Origin of the sequence: Jiangella anatolica (assembly GCF_003236295.1) — a bacterium.
GTDB lineage: Bacteria > Actinomycetota > Actinomycetes > Jiangellales > Jiangellaceae > Jiangella > Jiangella anatolica.
Genome location: NZ_POTW01000245.1, coordinates 1 through 399, shown reverse-complemented (window position 1 = coordinate 399; position 399 = coordinate 1). Strand labels below are relative to the sequence as shown.

The window sequence follows — 399 nt, the reverse complement described above, 5'->3', positions numbered from 1 at the left end:
CCTGACCACGTTACCGCTGTTCTGGAGCCTGCCGACTGCGTTCCTGGCCGGCACCGGTGCCGCCGCCGGCATTGCGCTCATCAATTCGCTGGGCAACCTCGCGGGCTTCCTGAGCCCCTACGCCGTCGGCTGGCTGAAAGACGCCACGCAGAGCACCGATTCGGGCATGTACATGCTGGCCACGTCGATGGTGCTGGGTGCGATCCTCACGCTTTCCGTACCAGCACGGATGGTGAACAAATAGGCGCCGTCACCAGCAAGAAAAAAGGCCGGGATGATCCCGGTCTTTTCTCATTTCACGGCAAGCAATGCGCTTTGCCGATAGTGGCGCTGGGCGTCTTCCATGCGCTCCGTCTGCTCGAACATCTGTGCAAGCGCCAGATGCGCATGGGCGCGCAG

General features: G+C 62.4%; 1 pseudogene. It reads left to right on the top strand.

Annotated features, from left to right (window positions below):
* A pseudogene (locus C1I92_RS35995) lies at positions 1 to 244 on the top strand (MFS transporter); the annotation flags it as partial.
* Positions 245 to 399 lie beyond the last annotated feature (155 nt).